Annotated in this window: 18 protein-coding genes; 8 read left to right on the top strand and 10 right to left on the bottom strand. The window is 34.7% G+C overall.

All coding sequences use genetic code 11. The features are described from left to right. Positions 1-5 precede the first annotated feature (5 nt). Entirely contained in the window at positions 6-2120 is a 2115-nt protein-coding gene (locus NFRAN_RS12165; RefSeq protein WP_134485229.1) for an NADH-quinone oxidoreductase subunit L, read from the top strand. Between the two features lie 21 nt (positions 2121-2141). After that, entirely contained in the window at positions 2142-3641 is a 1500-nt protein-coding gene (locus NFRAN_RS12170; RefSeq protein WP_134485230.1) for an NADH-quinone oxidoreductase subunit N, read from the top strand. A gap of 728 nt (positions 3642-4369) precedes the next feature. Here the strand turns inward: NFRAN_RS12170 and NFRAN_RS12175 are convergent. The 3 genes from NFRAN_RS12175 to NFRAN_RS12185 form a co-directional block, all read right to left on the bottom strand. Beyond that, a complete protein-coding gene (locus NFRAN_RS12175; RefSeq protein ID WP_172602339.1) occupies positions 4370-5365 on the bottom strand; it encodes a magnesium transporter CorA family protein in 996 nt (331 codons plus the stop codon). 1670 nt (positions 5366-7035) lie between these two features. Next, complete coding sequence (locus NFRAN_RS12180; protein WP_172602340.1) at positions 7036-7515, bottom strand: DDE-type integrase/transposase/recombinase; 480 nt, start codon at positions 7513-7515, stop codon at positions 7036-7038. Beyond that, positions 7461-7649, bottom strand: a complete 189-nt coding sequence (locus NFRAN_RS12185; protein WP_134485233.1) for a hypothetical protein — start codon at positions 7647-7649, stop codon at positions 7461-7463. Before NFRAN_RS12185 ends, NFRAN_RS12180 begins: the two co-directional genes overlap by 55 nt. Before the next feature lie 102 nt (positions 7650-7751). Between NFRAN_RS12185 and NFRAN_RS14040 the strand changes: the two genes are divergently transcribed. Further along, positions 7752-7910 (top strand): hypothetical protein, encoded by a 159-nt coding sequence (locus tag NFRAN_RS14040; RefSeq protein ID WP_172602341.1) that lies wholly within the window; start codon positions 7752-7754, stop codon positions 7908-7910. A gap of 223 nt (positions 7911-8133) precedes the next feature. On the opposite strand, the gene NFRAN_RS12190 is transcribed toward NFRAN_RS14040, so the two are convergent. Further along, positions 8134-8721 carry a uracil-DNA glycosylase gene (locus tag NFRAN_RS12190; RefSeq protein WP_134485234.1) on the bottom strand — a complete coding sequence of 196 codons (588 nt, stop codon included), beginning with the start codon at positions 8719-8721 and terminating at the stop codon, positions 8134-8136. Positions 8722-9604: 883 nt separating this feature from the next. On the opposite strand from NFRAN_RS12190, the gene NFRAN_RS12195 reads away from it, so the two are divergent. Together NFRAN_RS12195 and NFRAN_RS12200 are read left to right on the top strand one after the other, a co-directional pair. After that, positions 9605-10540: a transcription initiation factor IIB gene (locus tag NFRAN_RS12195; protein WP_172602342.1), complete on the top strand. Its 936-nt coding sequence runs from the start codon at positions 9605-9607 to the stop codon at positions 10538-10540. A gap of 165 nt (positions 10541-10705) precedes the next feature. Then, positions 10706-11314 (top strand): DDE-type integrase/transposase/recombinase, encoded by a 609-nt coding sequence (locus tag NFRAN_RS12200; protein ID WP_134485236.1) that lies wholly within the window; start codon positions 10706-10708, stop codon positions 11312-11314. A 212-nt stretch (positions 11315-11526) separates the two neighbouring features. On the opposite strand, the gene NFRAN_RS12205 is transcribed toward NFRAN_RS12200, so the two are convergent. Continuing rightward, on the bottom strand, positions 11527-12210 hold the full coding sequence (locus tag NFRAN_RS12205) for a hypothetical protein (protein ID WP_134485237.1): 684 nt from the start codon (positions 12208-12210) through the stop codon (positions 11527-11529). Positions 12211-12947: 737 nt separating this feature from the next. Between NFRAN_RS12205 and NFRAN_RS12215 the strand changes: the two genes are divergently transcribed. Together NFRAN_RS12215 and ilvA are read left to right on the top strand one after the other, a co-directional pair. Further along, complete coding sequence (locus NFRAN_RS12215) at positions 12948-13673, top strand: DUF1259 domain-containing protein (protein ID WP_134485239.1); 726 nt, start codon at positions 12948-12950, stop codon at positions 13671-13673. A 154-nt stretch (positions 13674-13827) separates the two neighbouring features. Continuing rightward, positions 13828-15003 carry a threonine ammonia-lyase gene (gene ilvA, locus NFRAN_RS12220; protein WP_425321216.1) on the top strand — a complete coding sequence of 392 codons (1176 nt, stop codon included), beginning with the start codon at positions 13828-13830 and terminating at the stop codon, positions 15001-15003. Between the two features lie 5 nt (positions 15004-15008). Here the strand turns inward: ilvA and NFRAN_RS12225 are convergent, their stop codons facing one another. Next, on the bottom strand, positions 15009-15896 hold the full coding sequence (locus NFRAN_RS12225) for an SDR family NAD(P)-dependent oxidoreductase (protein WP_134485241.1): 888 nt from the start codon (positions 15894-15896) through the stop codon (positions 15009-15011). A gap of 314 nt (positions 15897-16210) precedes the next feature. Between NFRAN_RS12225 and NFRAN_RS12230 the strand changes: the two genes are divergently transcribed. Further along, positions 16211-16531 (top strand): hypothetical protein, encoded by a 321-nt coding sequence (locus tag NFRAN_RS12230; RefSeq protein ID WP_172602344.1) that lies wholly within the window; start codon positions 16211-16213, stop codon positions 16529-16531. Between the two features lie 562 nt (positions 16532-17093). Here the strand turns inward: NFRAN_RS12230 and NFRAN_RS12235 are convergent. The 4 genes from NFRAN_RS12235 to NFRAN_RS12245 all read right to left on the bottom strand — a co-directional run bounded on the left by NFRAN_RS12235 (position 17094) and on the right by NFRAN_RS12245 (position 21747). Beyond that, positions 17094-17861, bottom strand: coding sequence for an NAD+ synthase (locus NFRAN_RS12235; protein WP_134485243.1), 768 nt, complete (start codon positions 17859-17861; stop codon positions 17094-17096). A gap of 930 nt (positions 17862-18791) precedes the next feature. Beyond that, complete coding sequence (locus NFRAN_RS12240) at positions 18792-19487, bottom strand: HAD family hydrolase (RefSeq protein WP_145988089.1); 696 nt, start codon at positions 19485-19487, stop codon at positions 18792-18794. Positions 19488-20616: 1129 nt separating this feature from the next. Continuing rightward, positions 20617-20862 (bottom strand): hypothetical protein, encoded by a 246-nt coding sequence (locus NFRAN_RS13430; RefSeq protein WP_145988090.1) that lies wholly within the window; start codon positions 20860-20862, stop codon positions 20617-20619. A 279-nt stretch (positions 20863-21141) separates the two neighbouring features. Then, positions 21142-21747 carry a DDE-type integrase/transposase/recombinase gene (locus tag NFRAN_RS12245; protein ID WP_134485245.1) on the bottom strand — a complete coding sequence of 202 codons (606 nt, stop codon included), beginning with the start codon at positions 21745-21747 and terminating at the stop codon, positions 21142-21144. Positions 21748-21888 lie beyond the last annotated feature (141 nt).

The raw sequence follows: 21888 nt of genomic DNA on the forward strand, positions 1-21888 counted from the left end.
TTGCAATGGTAGATGCAATTGGATTTGAAGGCTTGGGGATTAATGCTTGGCTTATTTGGATGACACCCTTTATTGGAGCTGCATTTATCCCGCTGTTGAGGAATAAAAGCGAAAAAATCAAAAGTTTGGTAGCTGTAGGTTTTTCAATACTAAGTGCATTATTTGCACTTAGTATTTTACCTGTCGGATTATCAAATGGAGAGATACATAGTCAAATTCCCTGGTTTTCAGCCCTGAATTTAGAAGCTGGGGTACTAGCTGATCCATTGGCCATAATTATGAGTAATTTGGTTGCCTGGATCTCTGCAGCTATTTTCATATATTCTGTTTCCTATATGCATAAACAAAAGTCACTCATCAGGTACTGGTTCTTTATGTTATTCTTTATTGGATCAATGCAGTTGATCGTGTTATCTGATAATCTTTTGATGGTTTTCTTTGGCTGGGAGGGTGTAGGATTGGCGTCTTATGCTCTAATTGGATTTTGGTACCAGGATAGAAAGAAAGACTATGTTGGAAAGGAGGGTCATACTGCATGGGGAATACCTCAATGGACCTCCCCTACTCATGCAGGTATAAAGGCATTTTTGCTCAATCGCGCCGGTGACGTTATGATGCTGTCCGGAATGTTTTTGATATTCATGTATGCAGGAACGTTTGGATTTAGGGAGTTAATAGCAGATCAGGCATGGGCACATGAAATGATGCAACAAAACTTGTTGGTGCCCGCTGCAGTTTTAATATTTGGAGGTGCAATTGGAAAGTCTGCTCAATTTCCGTTAAATGAATGGTTATTAGAGGCCATGACAGGTCCTACATCCGTTTCGGCACTCATTCACGCAGCAACAATGGTAAAGGCGGGCGTATTCTTGGTAGCTCGTATTGGGCCTCTATTCTTTGCGTTATCTGTATTTAACATGCAACAATTCTTTGAAATAGTTGCTTGGGTAGGAGCAATTACTGCAATGCTTTTGGCAACACAAGCACTAGTTAACCCGGAAATCAAAAAAGTACTTGCCTATTCCACTGGATCTCAAATAGGTTATATGATGTTGGCTTTGGGCATAGCTGGTTTGAGCACCAATTTTGTAGACGGTTATACCGCTGGCTTTTTCCATCTAATTAGTCATGCATTGTTCAAGGCTTCGTTGTTCATGGCTGCGGGTGCTATTTTGCATACAGTACATTCAAGATTCATGACTGATATGGGTGGGTTGAGAAAGAGTATGAGAAAAACGTATATCTTTATGGTACTGGCAAGTCTGTCTTTGGCCGGTGCACCTCTCATAACATCTGGATTTTGGAGTAAGGATGCGATATTTGCGTCAATATTAGAATCAAATTATGAATTTTCATCCTATTTGTTTTTCATAGCAGTTGCGGTAGCCGTTATGACAGCTTTCTACACCTTTAGAATGGTTGGTCTAGTATTCTTTGGGAAGCCTAGCCAAAACGTCATAGATATCGAAAACAAGGGACATCGAATTAGGGAAGTAAACCAGCTAATGTGGATGCCATTTGCGGTACTCGCAATTGCATCTATAGTGATTGGGGTTGTGGGTTTTGCCTTCGAGGGTCAACTACATCACTTATTTTCAATGTATCTCGCCAGCTCCTTTGGCATTGTAGGAAGCGAAGTTGAGCCCCCGACACTAGCCTCAGAGAATGGCGATACAATACAAGGTCAACAACAGACAGAAAGTCACACAGAAGGACAAGTAGAGGAATCCTTGGAATTAAATCCGTTAGCTGTAATTGCGTCGGTACTGGCATTTGGAATTGGAGGATTTTTGGGATATCTCTTTTATATAAAAAGGGCAGCCGATCCAACCAAGATCAATGAAAATGTTGTTTCAAAAGCACTGTGGAGATTTCTTTACAATAGATGGTACCTTAATTCCCTACTGTATTGGTTCGGTGTAGTAATCCCATTAGGTTTCTATAGACGAGTTAACAAATACTTTGAAAATATACTAATGTATGGAATCAATCCATCTGTGCAACACTCTATGGTTTTCATGTCAAAGGTAACTAAGGCTGCACAATCAGGTAACGTACAAACTTATCTTTATGTTTTCTCTGCGGGCATAATACTAATTACCATGTTACTATTGAGTTAAGAGGGGAGTGAGTGAGTTCCAATGATTGATATCTTTTCAACACCAGCTTTAGTAACCGTAATTCTCGGTAGTGTGGCTCTAGTAATTCCGATAATAGATGCTCTCAATAAAGAAAGAGGTTCCAAAAATAAAGTTTACAGTTCGATTGCTTTTGGTGCTCTTGCAATAGCCTTGGCAGTAGTTATCTACCGAATTTTTTCTGGAGAAAACTTGCCTGCTCTGTCTCTTTCAAACAGTGGTGTAATTGGTGATGATATTTTTGGTGCCTTCTTTTCTATTGCTTTTCTAATTGTTTCTATAATGGTGACTGTTTCTTCTTGGAGTTATATGAGGAAAAAAAGCAATCATGCTGCTTATTATTCGCTAATATTATTATCCAGTATAGGAATGATCCTCATAGGCTACTCTACCGATTTTGTGATGCTATTGGTAGCTTGGGAGTTGATGTCTATTCCAACTTACGCTCTTGCGGCTTTCAATAAAAGAGATCCAGTGTCAAATGAGGCTTCAATAAAATACTTTTTGTTCGGTGCACTTTCATCAGCCATAATTGTCCTTGCAATGGGTATAGTATACGGCCTAACAGGAACTACTAATATTTATGATTCCATTGTGGCTATGACGGAACTAAACGTCCAATTAATGCCATTTGCTCTACTGGCTGTTGGATTGTTTATTGCTGGGTTTGGGTTCAAGATGGGGTTAGTCCCGTTTCATATGTGGTTGCCGGATACTTATTCGGGCGCCCCAACAACAATTGCTACTTTACTTGCCGCCGGAACCAAAAAGGCTGGATTCGCTGCTGCCATAAGAGTGATCGTGATAGGATTAATCGCATTAAATGTGCACTGGACATTTACTCTTGCCATAATAGCCATCTTCACTATGACCCTTGGTAACCTTGGAGCATTAACTCAGAAATCCATTCCTAGGATTTTGGCTTATTCTAGTATTGCTCAGGCGGGTTATATTTTGATTGGACTTGCAGTAGCTCCATATTCTAACTTTGCTCTGGACGCATCCTTGTTGCAAATTATGAATCATGCTGTAATGAAGTCAGCAGCATTTATAGCAGCTGCTGCGGTTATTATTGTCCTAGCTGGATATACGTTAGATAAATACAAAGGACTTGGATTTAGGATGCCCATTACAGCACTTGTTCTTGCAATAGCATTATTGGCGCTTGCTGGGGTCCCTCCTCTAAATGGTTTTTGGGGCAAATACTTGATTTTTGGGGCTGCAGTCGACAGCGGCGAACAGGTCTGGTGGGGACCTTATCTAGCTATTGCGGGTGTACTTAACAGTGCATTATCGTTGGGTTACTATGCCTGGATTATTAGAAAAATGTACATGGAGGAAGGAGAAAATCGGGTAAGACAAAAGGAACCTAAACCCATGGTTGCTGTACTGCTCTTTGCATTAGGATTTATGATCATCTTTGGAATTTGGTATGGTCCACTACTAGATCTGGCATCCATGGCTGTACCAAATGATATAGCAAATCTGATGATGGTCAAATAGCGGTCAAATAGCGGTCAAATAGCGGTCAAATAGCATCTAATCATATGTCATTTGTGCTTCAAGATACAAATTATTTGCTGAATTACAGAAAAAATCTTATTACTAGTCGTATAAATCAATAATTTAGTCTAATAGAATATCTTGACAGTAAAACTTTGATTGAAAATACATATGCAATATCTTTTATTTGCTTCAATTATGCTGTTACGGATATCACTGTATATGGAAAATACTCTTCAATATACTTGAATGTCCTTATAAGTGCCCATCCCGTATGGTACTTACAAATATCTATTTTCTGTGGTATTAATGCTCGTATTCAGATTTAATTTTTTCAAACATCTCAAAAACAACGATTACTGATCGTAAAAATACTAGTAATATTATTAATATTAATGAAATCTTGAAATGTTCCAGAATATGACATCCATATTCCACAGTTTTCACAATTATTGGGTTATCTCTGCAGAAAATTTGTAACACGTTGGACAATAAACAAACGGACCGATTTGTTCAACTACTGCAATTCATTGGCAATTCTTGTTTGAAGGTTGTTAGCAGGTATGGCAGTATAAACCAACAATTTCGATAGTCATATTTTTTACTATGAAATGATACAGCAGATCTCTAAGTTCTGGTTTAGGTCAAAAGATGCCAACAAAACCTACTGATACTTTTCAAAAAACATGTCTACATATTATTCAGTTTCAAAAGTTTCAAATCCTTTTTTACCCTTTATCACGTGGTGTTAGAATTTCCTTGTCATATGAGAAAATCCATCCTTTTTTCCAAAAAGCAATTAATGACAGTATGGTGATGGTAAGCATAACTATCAATAAAAAGCCTAAATATCGAGGTAAGTCAAGTAGATTGTCTAGGTTAAAACCATCTAAACTTAGTACGCTTAGTATGAGTGATAATGGCAGTACAATAGCAGAAAAAACTGTCAATACGCGCATTGTTTCGTTCATTTGCAAAGAAATACTGGCCGAAAAAAGTTCCCTGGTTGAGTTTATGGTATCTTGATAGGATTGAATCATCTCAATTAGCTGGTTTATATTGTCGTATACGATCTGCAGATATTTTATATCGTCTTTATCTTTTTCCATATTGATATGGTAGTTTATGATATTCCTAGCATCCCAAAAATGCCGTCTTAGGATAATTACTTGTCGAGATAGTGTATCCAAATAGGTCAGCACCCGACCAGAAGGGCGATATTGTGCGTCTCTTTCAACATCAAATACCTTGAGTTCAATTGCAGTTAATAGTTGTTCATAATCTTCTATGATACTAGAAATTATGCTGTAGTAAAGCGCATCTATCGATGTTTCCAGGATAGTTTCTCTGTCTGTGAGAATTTTCTTTACTTTCGTAATCAAGTCTACTTTCTGGGAATGAATTGTAATAAGCCGTTTATCTCCTACATGAAAATATAACGGAATGGTTTCAAGAGTTTCAAAATTATTAAATTTTAGATGTAAAAGGATGATAAATTTATCGTTATGATCGATCTCTTTAACCACTGGTTTTTTTGATTTCTGTCTAATTTTGTCAATTGCTTTCTTATTTAGCGACAGCGTAGTTGCCAGGTTCGTAATATCCTCATCAGTAGGATCTAGCACGTCGATCCAAAGATTATGTGAATCCTTAATGCGATCATCAGATTCAGTTTTTTCTTCTATTATCTCGTTTTTATTGTAATAGAAGACTGTTTTTTGCACTATTATTTCTATAATAACAAAGCTTTATAATGTCTACTTTGGAGCGTCCAAATACACTTATTAATTAAAGCAGCTTGGGTTACGATGAGTATAAAATTCTTCTAGAGCGAACTGCGAATCGGGTTCAAAATAATATAAAAAACCAATACCGCCTAATTTATTTATTTAGTGACCGTCAACTGGAATCATATTCAATATCTGCTTTATTCTGAAACTGTTATAGCTTTATACGTTTTTTCAGAGTTTTTCCATTATTGAGTTATACTCTTAACAGGATAATTGCATTTCATAGAGTTCGACGTCGTAATTTATCTTTAGATAATTAGAACGGGGATAATTATGACCTCAAGTTTATTGATGGTTGCCTGATAAGTTCGCTCTATGTCGATTAAACTGGTTTGATATTTTTATAAAGTACAACAGATAAATTTATAGATTATCGGCGTTCTTCCTTTTGTCAATTTCCTAGTTATGAAGGAATTTGATGATATTTTATTTCAATAAATTCGGTTATGAATGTCCATATTCAATTTTAATAGACTTCGTTCATGTTCGTGATTATATATAAGAATCCATCTGAGTGTTGCGGATTTCCCTTCCGAGTTTTATTGACCCGGGTTGTCCCTACTTTAATATCTGCCACCGATTTTCTGAGATAAAGCCCATTCTCTAGCCACATACACATTCAAATCTTGCTTATCTGCACAGGTGATTTATTTACTATTTATAGGTTATTTTGATATCTTGGATTAATGAATTAGCTCATTAGTATTAGGTAAATTTTGATTCCTATTAAAATTGGAATCTTAATGGATCATGTTATATACGTTTATAGAACAAATAACTTGTTCAGAAGGCGATATCTAACCAAGGAAAGTATCCTTAGATCATTGCACAAATCATTTTCATCTAAAAATCCCAATTTGAAAATTCCACTTTAAATTCCACTTTGTTAGTTTTGAGAGCTGTCATATCTTCAGGAAACATTCGAAAGTTTCTCAGATTTTTTATTCGGAATTATGGCGCTCCGGTGAGGTTAGTCGTAAGGAGCAAGTTATTCACTCCTTGAGTTCTGTCTCCCATCGGTATCTCTAGATTGTCTAATCCAGTTTGAGTCTTGTTATCATAGCTTAGTCAGCTAACTGGTATCATAAAAGGTTAAAATATTAAGGTTGTAACAAGCATGCTTAAAGCAGAGAGAATCTTTATTTGATTCATAGACTTTTTGTTCAAACATGATATTTAAAAAAGATATTCACAACAATTGAAATTCTCACTATATAATTTATCATATACATATTGTATTGTATTCTTAGTAATGATATTCTCGAATTACATTCGGAATCTTACTGTTTTTGTAATCCGTGTCACTATGCCAGTTTTATCTCCAATAATAGCCAGACAAAGCTAACTAATTCTAACACTATTTCACACTTTGCCTATCTCAGCAATAGTTTCCTTAATGCATTCTTTTCATGTGAAAAACAATTTTTTTTCTAATTCATATTCTAAGGTTGTCTTAATAACTCAAAATCTTAAAATTTAGAAGTCAATGAGTTGGTTTAAATTTTATTTAGACCATCTCTTGAATGAATAGAATGCGAAAAAGCAACCTTTGAATCAATTCGTATGTTGAATCAATTAGAAATGGTTATAGAAAACGGCTCTGTTCACTTAATGTGTTTTATTTCATTGTTATGATAGTCTACAAAGAGCCGCAGCCAATTCCGTACATGCTTTAACTTGCAATTCTTTATTCTACAAGGAAAGTAGTCATCGAAACTTTCGGTTCTATCCTTTATGTATTGCATCTTTCTTTCAATCAGACTTTTCTCCAGAGAGGAATGAATGTGATGATCGAGATTTAAGAATCGACACGCTTGAGGATACCAAGTACCTCCATCATCAGTCGAAACTGGATGAATTCCATGAATCTTGACTAAACCTGAAATGAATCTTTCAGCTACAAACATGTTTCTTTCTTTAGAGAGATAGACAGTGCGAGAATTTGCCTGTTTTCTGTCTGGTTCAGTTGCAACCCAGAGCCAGACAAACTCTGATCCCACCTTTAACATCGTTTCATCTACAATATACTCTAGAACTCTTCTTCTAGTTGACTTAGCTTTTGAGGCCTGTATTTTTGAATCCAATTCCAAATGGAAACGTGATTTCTCTTGTATATCTGAGATAATCTTTCCGAGGCTTTCCTTAAGGATAGGCCTGAAAAGTACAAATGCAACCCATAATATACATACCTTGAAGGTGTTCTGTTTCTAGTAAGCATAAAAGAAATGGAATGCTTTCAAGCTATAGGCTTATCGTTAACTGAACAGAGCACACTGTACCAAGTTGATTGGTTATAAAGTATGTTGAACACTATAAAATAATGACAGATAATTTTGTTGATGACGCAGCAAAAAAATTAAAGAATTCGCAGCAAGATGCAAAAGCAAAGGCCCAAACAGCACAAGATCATGCAGAGGGAAAACCTAGCTCAGAGACGCTTAATAAGGCGAAAGAAAAGATCAAGGATGCACTAAGCTAATTTTTTTTTGTAAGATCGTTTCTAGCAATTAATCTGATAATTAAAGATCTGCCTTTTCAGTATCTGCAGACCAATGCATAGCTCAATAATCTTACTACATTAGGTAATGACAAAGTGTGCAATTCTTGAATTTAGTAAATTATTTAATACTATATACTCGTAAAAGCCAAGGCGATATCTGGAAGAACCGTTGCAGTAGAAATAGAGACATCACAATAGAATTTCAGAAGTAATTTTCCATAGTATTTGAATCCTTTTTTATTATTTGATGAAGCTTCTTTATGTCAGCAAAAAAAATCTCTTTTAACTTTGAGTTGTAGATTGTCGCAGCCGGATGATAGGTAACAAAGTATTTGTTTGAACCATGGTTGATTGTTCTTCCTCTATATTTTCCCATATTGCCATAACCTAAAAGAGACTTTAATGCAGTAACACCCATGATGCAGATCACTTTCGGAGAAATTAGTTTAATTTCTTTTTTAAGATAGTTGTTGGTACAAATTTCAATCTCTTTATCAGTGGGAACTCTATTGCCAGGTGGCCTACACTTGACAACATTAGTAATATAAACATCATTTCTATTCAGGCCGCTCTCAGACAATGCCAAGTCCAGAATTTTCCCTGCACTACCGACGAAGGGAACACCTTTTAGATCCTCATTTTTTCCAGGAGCTTCTCCAATCATCAATATCTTATCAGTAGTGTTACCATGACCAGGCACTGCATGTGTTCTGGTTTTGGATAAATCGCATAGAATACATTCAACTACTTGCTCATTCAAAATATTGAGATTCTGATCTTGGCGATTCATCAGAATAGTTTCGGTAAGAGATTATGATAAATCTTTCTACTCATTTCAAAGATGATCATAATCATCATCAGAATTATGAGAAGTACTATTTATTGGGTACTGTAGAAGCGTCATGAATGGATTCAAATAAAGGGTCATTCCCTGACCAATAATGCTAGTAAAGCTTTTCATGTTTCCATTTCTGTACTGCAAAACAAAAAATTAAGTTATTTCGCTTATTTTGACATTTTCCAAACATTATCAATGCTAGGGCTAAGCGAAAGAATGCAAATATGAGAATATATAAGACCTGATAGGGAAATGATTCTATAGTATTTTGTAAATACCCATGATTCAAACTTAATAAATTTCTAAAATCAATCTTCATTTTTGTAATATATCAGAATGATGTAGAGTTATTTTGATTGGTCATTTGCTCTTTCCACTTGCTTTAATTCAATTGTTTAATAACATTTAGAGAGAGCAAACTTGTTTTTTAGGAACCTACATAAGAAAAATTGATCCACCTTGACGATCCATTGACATTAGACAATGTTCAAACGATCTAAGGTCCGAGTTACCCAGTAAGTTTTTCATTTGTGCTATAGTATGTGCTCTAAATATAATTGTGTGTTTCTTTGAATAGAGATTAAGGTTGATGTTTTAGTTTTTCAATATAGTCTGAACTTTCGTTTTTTGGTAGGATTGCATTAAATAGATTTGTTAAAAAAGATAAAATTCTTACTTAATATAGCCTTAGATATTTGAATTTCTATTATTTTCTTACAATAGAATGAAATTAAATTGGTTGTTTGACTCTTGATTAATGATTTTCATAATAGAAACGATAAAATGTGTGTCTCACATTATATATAAGACTCGAAATGTGGAGGAAAAAATCAAAATGAGTCAAAAATTAATGAATTCATATTCATCAACCTTATGCCCATTATGTAATAAACCGACTAATATAATTACCGATCAAGAGTCAGGCGAACTAATATGCACTGCATGTGGAACCGTTATAGTTGATCAAAATCGCCAAGAAAATCTCGGATGGATGAATTCTAATACTGAGGAAATAAATTTCAGATCAAGGACTGGAGCTCCTACTTCATTAGCAAAATATGATCGTGGTTTATCAACGGTCATTGGCAAGATTGATAGGGATGCATCAGGACGACAGATTGACGTATCCATGCGAAGCAGGATTGGACGATGGAGAACATGGGATGCACGAACCCAAACAAATGATTCTTCAAAAAGAAATCTACAGACAGCTTTTGTCCATCTATATATGGTGAAAGACGCGCTTGGTCTTCCTGAACATGCAATTGAGAAGGTAGCATACCTTTATCGAAAAATTCAGGAAAGAAAACTAATCAAAGGAAGGACAATAAAAGGTGCTCTTGCCGTAGCTTCATACATTGCTTGCAGAGAAATGGGAATTCCAAGAAGCTTACGAGAGATATCAAAAATCATGAATTTAAAAGAAAAAGAGGTCGCAAGGATCTATCGAAAAGTAATGGTAGAATTAGATCTAAAGATACCTCAGGTGGACGCGGTCAAAGAAATCATCAAAATAAGTAACATGTGCTCTGTATCGGAAAAATCGAAGAGAGTAGCCATAAGAATTTTGATCAGTGTTATGAAAACATCATCTTCTGTAGGAAAGAATCCTATGGGCTTAGCTGGTGCTTCATTGTATCTCGCTTGCAAAGAAAACGGTGAAGAACTCACACAGTCAAAAATTGCTGAAGTTGCAGGAGTGACTGAAGTGACATTAAGACATGATTTAGATCTACTATTGGACCTACCAGAGCTTAAGGTAAGAAATTAAATCAGCACAAAATCTTTTTTTGTTTCTTGATTAGTACCTACCAAATAGACGTACGTAATATTGTGAATTTTTTTGTATCATTTTTGAATAAAAACTATCTTTTTTATCGATCGGCTCTGTTCATTTAACGATAAACCTATAGCTTGAAGATGTCCTATTTCTTTTATGATTAGTAGAAACAGAACACCTTCAAGGTATGTGTATTATGGCTTACATTTGTACTTTTCAGGTTTATCTTCAAGAAAAGCCTCGGAAAGATTGTCTCGGATGTATAAAAGAAACCATGTCTCCATCTGGAATTGGATTCAAAAATACAGGCCTCAAAAATTGAAAGCATCAAGAAGAAGAAGAATTCTAGAATATATTGTAGACGAGACAATGTTGAAGGTAGGGTCAGAATACATCTGGCTTTGGGTGGCGATAGAGCCTGCAAACAGACAGATCCTCGCACTTTCTATATCCAAAGAGAGAAACATGTTTGTTGCAGAAAGATATCTTTCTAATTTGATCAAAGTTCATGGAAAGCACCCAGTTTCTACAGATGGTGGGACTTGGTATCCCATGGCTTGTCAGTTTCTCAAACTCGATCACCATATTCATTCCTCTTACGAGAAAAGTGTAATCGGAAGAACGATGCAATACATAAAGGATAGAACCGAAAGTTTCGATGACTACTTTCCTTGTAGAATAAAGAATTGCAAGTTAAAGCATGTACGGAATTGGCTGCGGCTCTTTGTAGACTATCATAACAATGAAATAAAACATATTAAGTGAACAGAGCCTATCGATCGCTTTGAACCTGAAATAAATGTTATTAAATCTTCTACAGTAATTTCAGGGTGATTATTATTTTACATTGTCTGATTTCTATCAACGATGTAGGAGCATCCGTGATAATATTTGATGTTTTTTAGAGAAATAATATTGCTTAATAATTCAGGATTTTCATTAAACATGAAAAGTTATTTCTAAGAGTACAATCGATTTCAACGAGGTACCTTTACCTTAAATTGGTCTACTCTATCACCATTCACTTTTAACATCACTTCTTGACCATTGTAAGATTGGATTTCGTCTTTAGAGAAATTGAATTCATCTTTTGCTCCCTCAGAAGTAACTATCACACCGTCATCATTTACAGCTGTCACTACACCTATCGAAATTTCGTCCAAAGTTCTTACACCTTTCTTGAGTATTGTATCCCAGTCTTTAATCCCTGCTGTGGGGTTGGTATAAGATGCATCCGTTCCTACCTTATCAATCTGCCTTTTCTCAATTAATGGTAGATATTCTTGTAAATCACCCAAGGATTCTGTTCTCTCTTGTGCTTGGACATCTGGTTGTTCTGTTACTGAAGCTGATTTATATCTAGAATATTCTCCCATTTGAGGTGGATTATCTTTTTTAAAGTTATCTTCTGCTTCGGTTTCTGTGATATTAAACCATAGCACTTCTCCATCATACCCTGAAACCAAGGCCTTGGGGAGATAAAATTTATTCTTCTTGAGTCTCCCCCTTTCAGTAACGACAAATTCCTGACCTATTTCTTGAACTTCGCCTAAATCGTCTCCCTTTTCGTATCCTCTAGCTTCTTTCTTGATAATATCTTTCCATTTTATTCGATTATCCTTCCAATCAAAACGCTTATTATTTTTCGATTGATTATTCATACAACTTTATTAAGAGCATCGTATTTAACACTAATAATTTTATCACAAGTCAACTTTAATCAGGCTATGGTTACCGTATTTTAGTAGTGCCTGTTGCATTCTCTTGTATACATATTTATAACTGGGATTACTATAACTGATTCCCATTCATTAATTTTGGTTTTTCTAATGATATGGTCGATGTCATTGATCAATTTTCTGCAGAATTCCTACAAATCCTTTCGGAATGACTAAAATTCTTATTGATACATTCTATTTTCAATTTTTTAGATTTTGTATCTCTTTGATCTCTAATTAGGTACTATATTATGATTTAAAATCGGGTATTATTCGATTGTATTGAAATCAATATTCAATCTGCTAAATGAATTTCTTGCATTACAATTAAATAGGATGCTCTCGTCTATAATGCATATCAAGCTCAGATTCATCTTTTGCTTGGTAGTTGCATACTTTACAGGTTTTATTATCCTTGCGCCCACTAAGATAGTCCGCAAGACGCATTAAAAGAATAGTTATGCCCCACATGTATACTAACAACTGACATAGTATTTATGTCCAATTATTTTCCCTTACAGAGTATCAATTACCTTTTAATTCTTAAATTTGACAGATTTTCAAAATTTAATAACGCTCAACCATACTATTTATTATACGTAATGTCCATCGTAAAATGATAAATAAGATCATGATTGGGAAACAGAAGTACTATAAATTCTTTGTTTAATGGGGTTTGTATGATGCATAAACTTACAAGATTATCATTGGCAAGTGTATTTATCATTGCCATGATGATAATACCTATTTCAAGTAATAATGCGGTACAAAATATATCCGCACAGTCAGAATCCGCAACAAATCAAACAGGATCTCAACCTCCTGCTGATGATAAGAACAATACTCAAGTAGCACAACTTTTTACTTTTAATGAAAAAAGTAAACCTCCAAATGATCCTAAAAAATGTGCTGCGCTAGCTAGTGAAGTGAAAGGCAAAGCAGTTCCAGATTATAACTTGTGCGATGTTATTGTATATAGACAAGCCCCAGCAATTATGAGACATGATGGCTTAGTTTTGAATAACTTTTCAGGCATAGGTCATTACATAGAAATGGTCCCTGCTATTCTGAACAACACAGATATGTACGCAGGTAATAGTACCAATATTACTACTAGCAGTAGTAACGCTAATACCACTGGAAATCTGAAAGCTGCATTTGGTGAATTTGCTCTCCTTGACTCGGAAGTAATCCCAGTTAGAGAAATTATGAATAAATACAATTGGACTGAAACTGCCTTGCACCATCATATGTTAGGTGAAACACCAAAAATACTGTTCTTGCACTGGTCCGTAACTGGCGACGCAAGCGAATTGATTAAACAAGCCAAAGAAATGATAATGCAAACATCCACTTATGACAACCTTGATAGTAACAGCAAGACTCCGACATCTGCCGGCCCATAATTTTCTTCCCTTTTTTTGAGTTACCGTAAGAAAATCTAAGTTGATTGTTTAATTCATCCATTAGCAGACACCATTAAATAAATCCACTTTCAATTATATTAGATAAGAAATTTCTATACCCGACGTTTCAAACATAATTGAAGCTCAAAAACAGTTGTCAGAACTGAATATTCGAAAAACAGATCTCATAAGGTCTACAACATTTTCCGAAATTACAAATAGTAATCTTTTTCTAAAGTTGGAATGTTTACAAAAAACTGGATCTTTTAAGGTCAGAGGAGCAATGTTTAAAATAAATAACCTTTCTAAGGACCTAAAAAAACAAGGCGTTGTTGCAGCATCTGCTGGAAATCATGCTCAGGCCGTAGCATTTGCTTCTTCTATCCAAAACATATCTTGTGTAATTGTTATGCCCAAGAATTCATCCCCCAGTAAGATACTTGCGACAAGATCCTATGGTGCCAAAGTAATACTTGAGGGTAATAGTTATGATGAAGCTGCCGAATATGTAAAAGAGTTTGCCAGAGAGGAAAATAGAACTATTATCCATGCTTTTGATGACTCAGAAGTTATTGCAGGACAAGGAACGGTAGGTTTGGAGATACTTGAAGAGCTTTCAGATGTTGATGAGATTTATGTACCTGTCGGCGGCGGAGGGCTTATTTCTGGGGTTGCAATAGCTGCGAAATCTTCTCGACCAAAAGTTAAGATAATTGGTGTCGAATCAACAGCATATCCTACAATGAGAGAATCGCTAAAAAAGAAACAAATATTGAAAGTTGAAGTAGGACATACAATTGCGGATGGTATTTCCATCAAGACCCCTAGCCAATTGACTTTTAATCTTGTAAAAGATTATGTTGACGAAATTGTCCTAGTTGATGACCCATCGATTGTCAAAACCATGTTCCTTCTTATGGAAAGATCAAAAATTGTTGCGGAAGCTGCTGGAGCTGCTTCGTTGGCATATCTCATTTCTAAACCTGAACTTTTGAAAAAAGACAAGAAAATAGTGTCTATAATATCTGGAGGAAATGTCGACATGTATTTGCTTGGACAAATAGTTTCAAAAGGACTTATGCAAACAGGACGTCTACTAAAAATATTTGTTGATTTACCTGATAAACCTGGAGCATTAAAAAAAATTGTAGATGAAATAACAAAAGCAAATATCAATATTGTCGAAGTTGAGCACGATAGATTAAGCGCAAATGTTCCTGCAGGGACTGCTGGCGTATATTTGAGTCTCGAGTTAGAGAATAGTGAGAAATCAGAGACACTAATTAATCTCTTTGAAAAAGAAAAAATTGCTTTCAATATAATGAAATAGATATTTTATAGGAGGACTGTACCACCATCTATAACAATAGTGTTGCCAGTTGCAAAAGAGAAACCATTATCAGCAATACACGCTGCAACTTTTGCCACTTCAATCGGTTTACCCCATCGTTTCATGGGCGCCTCCTGAGCTGCCTCGATTCTAACTTTTTCACTTATTGCTTCATATGTAGCCTTTGTTGCTATATTTCCTAGCGCTAGGCTGTATGCCCGTATGTTTTTATCCCCATATTCTTTTGCTATGCATTTGGTCAATGAAATATTTCCGGCCTTTGCTACAGTATACGGAAAGCCGCCTATGCGTCCTGAAATTGCTGGGGTTGAGGAAATTGTAATTATTACTCCTCCGTCTCTTTCTGTGGGTATTGACTCTTGAAAATCATTTTTAAGATCAACCATCCCGGTTATTTCCGGTTTGCTATTGTTAGAATGATGTTGAGTGTATGACGAATTGTTTTTACTTTCTTTGTATTTGGTACCAATTTGTTGAAGCATGATAGGAATTACTGCTCTTGAAAGTCTAATTGCACCCATCAAATCAACATCCATTATTCTCCATAGTTCCTCGATAGTTACTTCATGAAGTTGCTTATTCCAAATATTTTCATCATATGGATAGCCTGAATTATTTATCAATACATCTATTACACCATATCTTTGAACAATTTCTTCAATGAAATTCCTAACGCTCGATTCAGAAGTTACGTCGACCTCAAGTGCCGTAGTGGTGCCGTTTATCATTTTGGCAGCATTTTCCGATTCTATTCGTGATCTTGAGCAAACAATAACGTGAGATTTCTTAACCTCTGAAAATTCTTTTGCAATCTCAAAACCTATGCCCCTACTAGATCCCGTTACAACAACTACTTTACCTTTAAGAGACATTTTGTAAAATAGTAATGGATGACTTTATAATTTATTGTATATGCAATCTACATGTCAAATTGTTCAATTTTTTTATATTTTGATATATCCTGAAGACTCAACTTTGAGCAATTAACATGAATATCTACTATAGTTAACACTCGTTTTTGACGATCATAAATCAAGTCAAATAAATGTCATTTGGATTAGATCATATATTACTAGTCCTTATAAACTATACATACTTTCGGATTCATAAAAACAAAAATAATCCATTAATGGTTATTGTCTAAAGATCTTATATTGCATAAAACCTTCAATAATCATATAACATTGTGAAGATTAAAACAAAATCTAAGAATATGCGAATTAGAAGACTTAAGAATTCCATAAAATTCTATCTGCCTAGGATAGAAGGATATCTTGAGGTTCTCAATAGTCTGTTAGTGGAATTTGAAGGGATGTCATTGATTGAATTTGATGGATATTTTGAAAAAAAAGTGGAACCTGCAAAATATGTTAGAGCAGAAGTACATATTGACAAGATGAATGAAAGGAAAATAATTAAGCAGGCTAATCAAATACGTAAGCGACTAGATCAGAAGAGCCTTGCAATAGAAATAAATGGTCAGCTTGTTTTAATTGAACATAAATAGGGGCATCAATACAGTCACCTCCAAAAAATCAATACTTCTAATGGGGTTTTTCTTCTTTGAACTCCATCAAATCGAGAATTGAAGTGAGCCAGTAGTCGTCGATCTCAAGGTACTTTCAATCTTTGCTGTTGTTACTTTTAAGATATGCTCATCCATTCTGTATCACTAAAAAATGAAAATCATCTGTAGATGTATCCAGAATATCAATCTAAATTTTAGAACATCTGAAAATAATGTAACCTTCCTACAAGACGTCTTCCTCCTTAAGACTCGAAACAAAGAACTTAAGTAGGTGACATTCCATCCTCCATAAAAAAATATTTTTGATATAAACCTATCCGTGCATGTTTTCCTTAAAAAATGAAATACTATAGACTAATCGACTTAGCTGACTTAAACAAAATTATAGAATTCTAACTTCCCTCCTTATTTTGTGAAAAAACTTTACTAATACTGAGATTAGAGTCTCGTAGTTTTCTAATTATTAGTTGAACGTTAGTTGCTGTGTTTTGTAAAAATTCATTAATGCTAAATTACAAAATACATTGTATGTGGATTCTTGTCACCTTAGCTTACAAACCGGTATCGGAAATTCATGTTTATGCCGATTAGATTCTATCCATTTTACAACTAGCTTTACGTCTTTCATATTTACTCCAGCAATGGTTGGTAGTTTAGAATTACTAGATATCTTGTCATATTGGATTTTTTTTAGTATTCTATCAATTTTATCATATCGAACGCCAATTTCTCCTTCCGCTGTTTGACCTCTCCAAATTCTAGCACTACTTTTTTTTCTTATTATTGCTTGAGGTATGCCTAAATATTTCGCAAATTCCCTGACATCGGTCTTGTACAAGTCTGCAATGGGAAAAATATCTGCCCCGCCATCTCCATATTTAGTAAAATAACCAAGCTCTAGTTCGCTTTTATCCGCGGTTCCAACCACTAGTCCACCCTTTGCAGCAGCAAAATAATACAAAATTGCCATTCTAAGCCTTACAAGAAAGTTGCCTCTTGCCAATTTGTCGTTAGGAAATCCCTTTATTAGAATCTTTTTCCCTTTCCCCACCTCAATTACCTTGTAATTTATTCCAAGGGATTCTGAAATTTCTAACCCATGTTTCATATCAACTTTGGGCGTAACAGAATGATCAGGAAGCAAAAGTCCAAGAACCTTCTTGGCGCCAAGAGATTTCGCCGTCACATAAGCTGTTACTGAAGAATCTATCCCCCCACTAATCCCAATTACTGCACATTTTGCCTTCCTAGAATCAAATTCTTTAATTAAGAAATCTGAGATTTTGTCAAATACTTTTCCATTATCCATAGCTCATTTCAAACCTTTCTAATTTCAAGTTGAGCTAATGGTCTAAATAAGTTGTTCCTAAATATCATCAGTAGGAAAACTAGGTTATGTATCTAACAAACATAGAATATCGCATATGTAATAATGGCCCTAAAACTGAATACTGGATGGATTCACCAAATTATTTCCAGAAATTCGTCTTCATAAATCCAAGTTGTTAAAATCATTTGAAAACGCTGGAGATTGTTTTCCTAGTACATTTTGTCTATCTCTCCCTCTTCATCTAAAAGTGACTGAATCGAATATCTGGTTATACCTCATGCAGTAGTAACGTAATTGTTCACAATCTTATTAGTAAGTTGTATCCTTTATTCAGACAATGATACAAAACAGCGCTGTGCAATTCTAATGGTATCAATTATTTCAGATTTTTGTCTAAAAGCAAATGGATTTTTAACTCAAAGATTTGAATCAGTCAATGCTGATAAACATAGTTTGGGAAAAAATTTACAAAGTTTGTGCTTTGAATGAAATTGAATGGCCGTTAACCGGCTACTTCTTTGAAAATACTTGATATATGTGACAAGGGTAAAGTAAAGAAAATAGTTAGATGCTCGATATACTGAAAAAGATTTGTAGAAAGCAGAGTCTATAAATGAGAATAAGGTAGAAAGTCAAGATATATATCCAAATCATGAAGAACTTGAATTCTTGAATGCCACTAAACTAATGAAGTATATTGAAAAAAGAATTATATAATTCAAAGCTTAAGGTTGCTTCGTTTATCGGTCTGGGTGAATTGGACCGTAATAATGTGTTTGGGGCATATCGAGGAAGTTTAATAGAAAGAAATTAGGAGTTTTGCAAAGTTTATACAAAGAAAAAAATTCATTTCAACCTCGTTGGATATATGCTAAGAAAGATATATCATAGTAATTTATGTCGACCTGATCAATAAATATCTCTACACCAGTTTACTAAATAGCTGACAGCTGACTTTGTATCCTTGAACAATACATTCTCCAGTCTTTGTCTATCTTTGGGTAGTTTTACAAAATCATCTAGTTTTAGTGGCGTATTATTTAATGTAACTATAAAGCGGATACCTGCTTTTGCTGCTGATTCTACACCTAGAGGTGAATTCTCGACCGCAAGTGCCTCATTAGTTCTTAGACCAAGCTTTTCGAGAGCAGTAACAAAAGGTTCAGGACCTGGTTTGCCTTCTTTCAAGTCTTCTCCTGTAATGACAAGCTCGAAACTACTAAGAAGATCATTTTTTTGTAATAGAGATTTTACCTCATTTTCTGCAGCCCCACTTACTACAGCTTTGACGCAATTATCATCACCTTTTAATAAACTCAACAACTCTTTTACTCCTTCAAAGGGTTTTACTTTTTCATTCTTTTTGAAGTGATCCTTTTTACGATCGCTAATTTTTTCGATAATAGAATGGTCCGAATTGCTTTGACCATATTTCTTTAAAATCTCTTTTACTAAGTCTCGACCTGGCATTCCTTCAAGTAAATATACGTCTTTTTTGTCAATATCTAGATCGACTACTTCTTTGAATGCTATTTCAAAAGCATTTGCATGAAAAGGCATTGCATCGAGCAATACTCCATCCATATCGAATAAAATCCCCTTCACTATTACTAAATAATCAGAATATGTTAAATATAGTAGAAGAACTCGTTAAGAGAAGCATCCCTGAAGGCACAAATATTAGCGATGTATAATCGGTAAATGAATATTATATATTAATTTCCAATATTCATTTAGTGGCGTTAATAAGAGCAACTCCTACCTTAAAATTAAAAGGATTTGTATAACAGCCATGTGTTTAACTGCGTACTCGCAAGTTATCAATCATAATCAATTTCTATTATGTATCAATGATACAGTATTACTAAAATCAAGAAAAATGATCAGACAAGTAAATGTCCCAAATAAAAGTGACATCAAAATAGATTCTTACAACTCTATGGCTATTTACGGCCCTTTGTTCGCCGTTCTCAGATATGAGTTGAACAGAATCCTGATGGTATTTGGCTCATCAAATATCCATCAGAATTAGATTCTTATATTAAGTAGTTGATAGTATCAGGGTTTCTTTTTGAGAAAAAGATATGTTTTGGTATTCTAGAGTGTTTTTCAAAACTTCTTGATGACTCAGATTGCGCAGCCTTGATTTAAAAGAGCGTTGAGATTGGATCTCAATTTGCGATATCTTATGAGTAATGGACAAAGAAGAGACGCAGATCTTTTTTAATACCAATGCCAATATATTTAGTGTACTCCAGGAGACGCCCCAGCTGACAAGTGAGATCTGTACGGTGATTAAAACTAGATAAGAGAAAACTCATTAATCGAGGGTGTCGAGAAGGGGGAGACAAAAAGTGAATCAAAAGATTCTTACATACGAATTATTTAATATTTAACCTATTTAATCATTTTATTGGACAAGTATCTCATTTTGTTAATTTTGTTTAATATATCTTAACCCCAATAGAGAAAAACTATTTATTTTATATCAGGTGATCCGGAGTGTGTTTAATGGTGATCGTTTCCAAATGATGTGTCTGCCAATCAACAAGTCGATTGACTATTGCCTAATGTACCCAAAGTTTGTATACTAATAACCAATTCTAACTCTCTTGTAACGAAGTCTATAAGAATTTGTTTAATTTTTTCTAAATGTGCTTCGGTTGGGAAATTGAGGGAATCAATATGTTTACAAATGACGAATCGATCAATACCTCAATAAATCAATTGCTCGCTAACTAATTTGAAGGAAAATTTGTTCCATTCTTAATTTTTCTCTTGACTTCATTGATTCAATTTGTAATAACAAATTGATTCCATCTTTTGCGATAAAAAATGATCTTAACCTACCGCTATAAGTTATGAGATTGCATTCAATCATGTAAAACAAATACTCTTTTACCAATTCATTTCGGATAGGCATCATACTCGAGATAGTTGAAATTAGATATGGAATCGTAGTGCCGTCAAAACAGGACACAAGGATAGGTTGCAGAATAGCTGCTTTTATTAATATTTTTTGCTGTTTTTGTAGTCTCTTCCTACGACCTCCATATACTTTCTAACCTTATAGTCTAACTCTTCCCGAGAGTTCTTTATCTAAACTTCTGGTAAGCATAGTTATTTTTCGCTTCTCCGATTATGAACATCAAAGATTAAAGCATTATAATATGATCCATTTTCGAAATTTTTCTCATCTATCATTCTGCTAAGTGTTGATATATGGGAATAGCATTTTAGACTGTTCATTTGGCTCTGTTCATTTAACAAGTTTGATCTCGCTATTATGATAATCCAAAAACATATTCAACCAATTTCTTACATGACTTAGTTTGCAGTTCTTTACTCTGCAGGGAAAGTAATCATCGAAACTTTCGGTTCTATCCTTTATGTATTGCATTGTTCTTTCAATGATGCTTTTCTCATAAGGGGAATGGTTGTGATGTTTGAGTCCCAAGAACTTACAGGCCATTGGGTACCATGTACCACCATCCGTAGAAACTGGATGTTTTCCATTAAATTTTACTAAACCACCAATGAATCTTTCAGCAACAAACATGTTTCTTTCCTTAGAGATAGATAGTGTGAGAATTTGTCTGTTTTTAGGCTCTATTGCTACCCATAGCCAGATGTATTCTGATCCCACCTTTAACATCGTTTCATCTACAATATACTCCAGAACCTTTCTTCTGCGTGACTGCATCTTTTGGGGTTTGTACTTTTGAATCCAGTTCCAGATGGAAACATGGTTTCTTTTGAAAAGTTGAGATGGTCTTTCGGAGGCTCTCCTGAGAGAAAGACCTGAAAAGTATAGATGTAGTGCATAATATACATACTTTGAAGGTGTTTTATTTCTGGTAATCACAAAGGAGATAGAACATCTTCAAGCTATAGATTTTTCGTTAAATGAACAGAGCCGTTCATTTTATATGAATGAGATCGATTAACATTTTATATGAAGTCTGATCTTATTTTGTTCATTAATCTTTTTTCAGTTACAAATACC

The sequence above is a fragment of the Candidatus Nitrosocosmicus franklandus genome (genome assembly GCF_900696045.1).
Classification (GTDB): domain Archaea; phylum Thermoproteota; class Nitrososphaeria; order Nitrososphaerales; family Nitrososphaeraceae; genus Nitrosocosmicus; species Nitrosocosmicus franklandus_A.

Bases quoted from the DNA above. Each gene is read 5' to 3' on its own strand.
- NFRAN_RS12165 (WP_134485229.1), top strand. From the start codon at position 6: ATGGTAGATGCAATTGGATTTGAAGGCTTGGGGATTAATGCTTGGCTT.
- NFRAN_RS12170 (WP_134485230.1), top strand. From the start codon at position 2,142: ATGATTGATATCTTTTCAACACCAGCTTTAGTAACCGTAATTCTCGGT.
- NFRAN_RS12185 (WP_134485233.1), bottom strand. From the start codon at position 7,649: ATGCTTACTAGAAACAGAACACCTTCAAGGTATGTATATTATGGGTTG.
- NFRAN_RS14040 (WP_172602341.1), top strand. From the start codon at position 7,752: ATGACAGATAATTTTGTTGATGACGCAGCAAAAAAATTAAAGAATTCG.
- NFRAN_RS12190 (WP_134485234.1), bottom strand. From the start codon at position 8,721: ATGAATCGCCAAGATCAGAATCTCAATATTTTGAATGAGCAAGTAGTT.
- NFRAN_RS12195 (WP_172602342.1), top strand. From the start codon at position 9,605: ATGAGTCAAAAATTAATGAATTCATATTCATCAACCTTATGCCCATTA.
- NFRAN_RS12200 (WP_134485236.1), top strand. From the start codon at position 10,706: ATGATTAGTAGAAACAGAACACCTTCAAGGTATGTGTATTATGGCTTA.
- NFRAN_RS12205 (WP_134485237.1), bottom strand. From the start codon at position 12,210: ATGAATAATCAATCGAAAAATAATAAGCGTTTTGATTGGAAGGATAAT.
- NFRAN_RS12215 (WP_134485239.1), top strand. From the start codon at position 12,948: ATGATGCATAAACTTACAAGATTATCATTGGCAAGTGTATTTATCATT.
- NFRAN_RS12225 (WP_134485241.1), bottom strand. From the start codon at position 15,896: ATGTCTCTTAAAGGTAAAGTAGTTGTTGTAACGGGATCTAGTAGGGGC.
- NFRAN_RS12235 (WP_134485243.1), bottom strand. From the start codon at position 17,861: ATGGATAATGGAAAAGTATTTGACAAAATCTCAGATTTCTTAATTAAA.